The 5,331-nt window shown below is 70.2% G+C and carries 4 protein-coding genes and 2 pseudogenes; all 6 read right to left on the bottom strand.

Translation table 11 applies throughout. The features are described 5' to 3' along the window. Positions 1-586, bottom strand: a pseudogene (locus G4D87_RS33190) (phage tail sheath protein); the annotation flags it as partial. Between the two features lie 28 nt (positions 587-614). Then, positions 615-1,070, bottom strand: coding sequence for a phage tail protein (locus tag G4D87_RS33185; protein ID WP_163786693.1), 456 nt, complete (start codon positions 1,068-1,070; stop codon positions 615-617). Positions 1,071-1,088: 18 nt separating this feature from the next. Beyond that, complete coding sequence (locus tag G4D87_RS33180; RefSeq protein ID WP_205507809.1) at positions 1,089-3,461, bottom strand: phage tail sheath family protein; 2,373 nt, start codon at positions 3,459-3,461, stop codon at positions 1,089-1,091. Positions 3,462-3,486: 25 nt separating this feature from the next. Then, a complete protein-coding gene (locus G4D87_RS33175; RefSeq protein WP_163786692.1) occupies positions 3,487-4,218 on the bottom strand; it encodes a hypothetical protein in 732 nt (243 codons plus the stop codon). After that, entirely contained in the window at positions 4,215-4,808 is a 594-nt protein-coding gene (locus G4D87_RS33170; protein ID WP_163786691.1) for a Pvc16 family protein, read from the bottom strand. Before G4D87_RS33170 ends, G4D87_RS33175 begins: the two co-directional genes overlap by 4 nt. 150 nt (positions 4,809-4,958) lie before the next feature. Continuing rightward, positions 4,959-5,331, bottom strand: a pseudogene (locus G4D87_RS33165) (pentapeptide repeat-containing protein); the annotation flags it as partial.

Raw genomic sequence — 5,331 nt, 5'->3', positions numbered from 1 at the left:
GGAGGGGCTCGGGCGCATCCGCCACCAGCTCGGGCGTATCGGGGAGGCAGAGGAAGGACACATCCTGCAGGCCGAACAGGTGGGCCGCGCCGTGCCACGTCGTGCGGTCCACGGCGGAGGCGGGGTGCTCCATGCCGGGAGGCGCCGGCAGCCTGCTTCCCGGCAGCAGCAGGTTCAGCCGCCCGAGCCGCGTGGCGCGCTCCGCTCCTGGCGTGAGCGGGTCCGCCATGCGCACCACGTAGCACTTGCGCCCACCCTGGACGAAGAAGGCCTGCACCGCCGCTCCCAGGGCGGTGAACTCGTCGGGGGTGGTTCCGGCGCGGGCTCGCCAATCGAAGACGCGCTCGAAGGCGGCGAGGCTCTCGAAGGGCAGGGGGACGTCGGTGAGCGGGTCCTGCGCGTCGCTGGGGTCCACGCGGAGCGTGGGGGCGGTCATCCACCCCTGCTCGAACAGGTAGCGCGACAGCGCGGTGGGCACGGGCGCACCCGGGCGGCGGCGGACGAAGCCCACGAAGAGGGCCACGTCCATCCGCTCGGGCGCGGTGGGCGCCACGCGCTCTGTGACTTCGAAGGTCAGTCGCCGCATGGCCTGGGAGCTCCCCCGGTCGCTCCGCTCAGTCCACGTCCGGGAAGCCCATCCGCACCGTCTCCGCGGCCAGGACGAGCTCTTCCATGGCCACGTCCCCGCCCCCCTTGGCGGCCAGCGTGGGGCCGGTGAACTTCAGGGGCGTGACGTTCACCAGCTTCCACGACTGCACGGGGTTGCGCGCCTCGTCGAGCAGGCGGATGGTGACGGCGGCCTTGCGGCCCAGCGGACCGTTGCGGCGGACGTCCTCCACCCACGTCCAGATGGCCCTCGAGTCGACGACACCGCGCTTGAGGGTGACGTCGCCCGTCTTGAAGGCGCCGGGCACCTTGCGCACGTGGTTCTCCGGGTCGTTGCCGTCGCGGTACTCGGAGAGGGTGACCTCGGTGCTGAGTCCGGACACGTCGGAGAACCCACCGAAGGACGTGCCGTCGAAGCTGATCTCGAAATTGAAGGCGCCGTAGGGCGTGGGGCGGGTAGGCATGGCGGCGAGTCCTTTTCGTTAGGTCCGGGCATCCGCCGTCTTCTGGCCGATGCGGAAGATGACGAACTCAGCGGGCTTCACCACCGCCACGCCGATGAGGCAGACGAGCCGGCCGTTATCGAGGTCGTTCTGGTCCATGGTGGTGCGGTCACACCGGACGAAGAACGCCTGCCTCGGGTCCGTCCCCAGCAGCGCGCCGGTGCGCCACTGGTTCTCGAGGAAGCTGCCAATCGTCTCGCGGATGTTGGCCCACAGGCGCTCGCCGTTGGGCTCGAACACGGCCCACTGCGTGCCGTCGTCCACGGAGCGCTCCAGGAAGTTGAAGTAGCGCCGCACGTTCACGTACTTCCACTCCGGGTCGGAGCTGACGGTGCGCGCGCCCCACACGCGGTAGCCGCGTCCCGGGAAGAAGCGCAGGCAGTTGACGCCCTGGGGGTTGAGCGTCTCCTGCTGCGCGAAGTGGATGTCCTGCTCGAAGCGCAGCGCGCCACGGACCACTTCATTCGCGGGCGCCTTGAACACGCCGCGCTCGATGTCGCTGCGGGCGTAGATGCCGCACAGGAAGGCGGACGGCGGCAGCGCGATTTCACGAGGCACATCGGCCGCCTCGGGCCCGGCCAGCGGGTTGGCGACGACGACCCAGGGGTAGTAGAGCGCGGCCTTGGTCGAGTCCACCTGCGCGCGAAGCGCCACCGCGTCCTGCGGCCCGTAGCCGCGCGGCGTGTCCAGCACCGCGATGCGATAGGCACGGCGTCGCTCCGCGGCGCTGATGAGCCCCAGCCGCACCGCCTGCGCGGAGGCATACGCCGAGGAGCCCGGCGCGGCGATGATGGAGATGTCCTCCACGCCGCCCAGCCGCTCGAGCGCGTCATCATACGAGGCCGCGCCCGGCTCGCTCCCGTCGGAGCCGCCGGTGAGCGTGAAGGGGCCCGCGGCCAGCGCCGCGCGCAGGGCGAACGCGGACAGGCCGGTGCCCGCCTCGAACGCGTACATCCGCTCCATCTGCTCGGAGAGCGTCGCGGGCGAAGCGGTGAGCACATGGCCCAGGTAGCGGGGATGGGCGCGGTCCACGCCCAGCCCGTCGTACAGCCGCTCCTGCCCGTCCCCGTCCTGCGTGGTGACGGTGAGCGTGACGAACTGGCTGTCCCCGGGCAGTTGCTGGAACTGCGACGCGGTGTCGTTCGGCAGCGGCAACGTGTCAGTGCCGTTGGACCAGGTGTCGTTCGCCTGCTTCAGCCACCAGGTCACCCCCGCCGTGCCGTCCGTGCCGGGCTCCGCGGTGGCCGCGTCCAGGCCCAGCGCGCTGGAGCTCACCGAGGCCACCTCCAACGAGTGGCTGGCACCGGGGAGCGGGTGGCTGATGACGAGCACGTCGTCCTCGACGGACGCCGTGGCGTTGGCGCCCAGGAGCGCCTGGAGGTCCGCGAGGGACACCGCGCCCAGGTCGCTCACGTTGCTCTGCGGGTCCGCCGCGTTGTCGACCGTCTGCGCGTCGAGCTTGAGCTGCGGGTTGGCCGAGACCTGGATGAGCGCCCCGGTGCCGCGGACATCGGTGCCCAGGATGAGCCGGCCGACGGGCGCGGCGTCATCGGCGCCGCTGAGCCGGGCGTAACCACCACGAAGCTGCCGGTTGAGCGCGTCCACGACCTCCGCGGGCGTCAACGGCGCGTCGGTGGGCAGGGTGAGGGTCTGCGCCTGTCCGCCAAGCGTGACGGTGAGCGTCTGGTTGGCTTCGAGGAACGTCGTCGTGGGGTCGAGCTCCGCCGCCGCGGCTGCTTCCGCGTTTCGCCCGGAGAACGTGACGGTGACGTCGGTGTTCCCGTCGAACGTCAGCGTGAGTGTGGTGCCATCAGGGAGGTCGAAGGGCGGGGGCAGGGTGCCGACGACGCGCGCGGCCGAGGCGGCGGTCTGACTCAGCCGGACCAGGCTGCCCGTGGGGGCGCGCCGCATGGCGCCGACGGTGGCGGGCGCGAGCACTTCCCGCACGCTGATGCTCCCGTTGCCCGCGCGGCCGGGGAACCTGGCGGTGAAGCGCGCGCGCAGGTTCGCGTCCGCGTTGGCGATGACGTCCGCGCCAGCGGTGGCGTTGGCCGGCGTCCCCGAGAAGACGCGCGCCACGTAGAGGCGGGAGCCGCCCTCGTTGAAGTAGGCGCGGACCGAGTGCGCCAGGTAGTTGGTCGTCTCCTGGGTGCCGGTGAGGTCCAGGTCCGTGAGGCCACCGAAGAGCCGGACGAACTCGGGGAAGCTCGTCACCAGCGACGGGGTGCCGGCAACGGGGCCCTTGCGTGCGGGGCCCGCGAAGCCACTGGTGCTGGTGCTGACGCCCTCGATGGACCTGGCTCGGAAACTCGTCTCTTCGACGTAGACACCGGGTGCGAGATATTCAGGCACGCGAGCCCCCCCTTTCTCGTTACGTTCAGAGCTCGACCCAATCGAGCTTGATGGTGGTGGTGACCTCTTCGCCGGCGGCGACGTCGAGGGTGCTGCTCAAGGGGTGGAAGTCCTGGGCGAGCGCGTCGGGGTCCGGCGGCTGGGTCGACGCCGCCCAGGCCGCGGCCAGGCTGAACGTGAAGTGGATGGAGGCCTCGGGGTTGCTCCAGTCCGCGATGGGAATTCCGGGCACGAGGATGAGCGCGTCACCCCGCTCGTTCGACAGGCCCCAGCGCGTGATTTCCGGGTCGGCCAGCGCGAGCGACACCAGCGCGCCGGGCAGGGGCCTGTCGTGGACGTCCACGACACGGAGCCGCACCACGGCACTGCGCGCGGAGGGGCGCATCAGCGGGGACGGGTAGAGCGTGACGTCGACCGGGCGAAAGACGGAGTCGGGCGGGAGCGGCTGGCCCGTGGGCGGAGCCGTCGCGTCTCGTGGCAGCTCGAGCGTGAAGCTCCGGGCCAGGTAGCGGCGTGTGGGGTCGCTCGCCACCAGGGTGAAGGCGGCCGCGGCGGGGAGCGGGTCCGGCAGCTCGAAGCTCGCCGCGTAGTCGGAGAAGCCCGGCGCGTCCGTCACCACGTGCAGCCCGCGGACGTTGCGCGCGAAGCGGAGGCCCTGCCCCGCGACGGTGATGGGCTCCGCGAGGGGGCGTTGCGTCTCCGCGTCGAGGAAGCGGATGGCGGCCAGGGCGCGGCTGTCGGTGCGCTCGAGCATCATGGCCCGGGCACCTCGTTCGTGAAGTCGAAGCGCCGCGCCACCACGGGCCGTCCAGCGGGCTTGCCCTGCACGTCGATGCAGACGACCCGGGCGACGTAGGTGACGGAAGGGCGATAGGGGCGTCGCAAGGCGTCCCACATCCGCAAGATGTCTTCTTGAGGGATTTCCGCTGGGATGATTTGCACCAGCTCGTCCGGGCGCCAGACGCCCACGGGGGACAAGTCCGAGGCGCTCAGCGCGTTGTGCGTGTGAAGCTGCAACATGACCCAGGCCATGATGCGGTGCTCGTCGTCGACGTTCTCAGCCCAGACCGTGAGCAGGTAATGCAAGTCCAGCGCGAGCGGTGGAGGCGCCTCCGCGCGTGGCTCATTGCGCAGGTGCTCATTGACGGCGACGCGGTAGAGAAAGAGGGTGACGCCTGGGACTTCGACCGGCGGGGCGTTGCTCTCACTTCCCGCCATCTTCCCGCTGGGGACGAGCTCGAAGCGGCACGTGGGCAGCCCTTCCGGCTCGTGAGACAGCTCATAGGCATGTCTCAGATATGAGACCAGCGAGTCGCCGACTGAATAGATGGCGGAAAAGCCAGCCACGTTGCTCCCCCAACCGCACCGCGTGGATAACGATTGATGAACGCCGTATCGACTTGCAGTGCGTGTATGGTGTCGAGACTGAGACTATTAGTCAAGTCACCTCATGCGGTGGGTGAAGTGCCTGAGACCTGCTGAGACGGTGGGAGATGTCTACCGAGGTGACTGAAGCCGGGAGAGCAGCGCGCGGACAACGTCTTCGGCGTTCTCGTCAAGCCCCTCAAGCAAGGCCTTCCATTCCTCTGGCGGCTCATCGCCACCCTGTTCCAGGGCGGAGAGCAGCGGTTGGATGCGTGCGGTCAGGTCCGGGAGTTCTACGCCGCGGGCGCCGAGGTCCTGCTGCAACGAGCCGAGGAGCTGTAACAACTCGGCGGGTGATTCAGGGGCTCGTGTGGCCGCGCCGTGCACGCTGCCTGGCGCGGAGCGCAGCGCGTGCTCCATCAGGTCTCCGAGCCAGGTGGCCATCGCTGGGGCATCGAAGTTCTCGGGAGCGCCAGGGGGGATGCTCGAATCGCTGGGCTGGGAG

Origin of the sequence: Myxococcus vastator, from assembly GCF_010894475.1 — a bacterium.
Lineage (GTDB): Bacteria > Myxococcota > Myxococcia > Myxococcales > Myxococcaceae > Myxococcus > Myxococcus vastator.
This window is presented reverse-complemented; position numbering and strand designations above follow the sequence as displayed.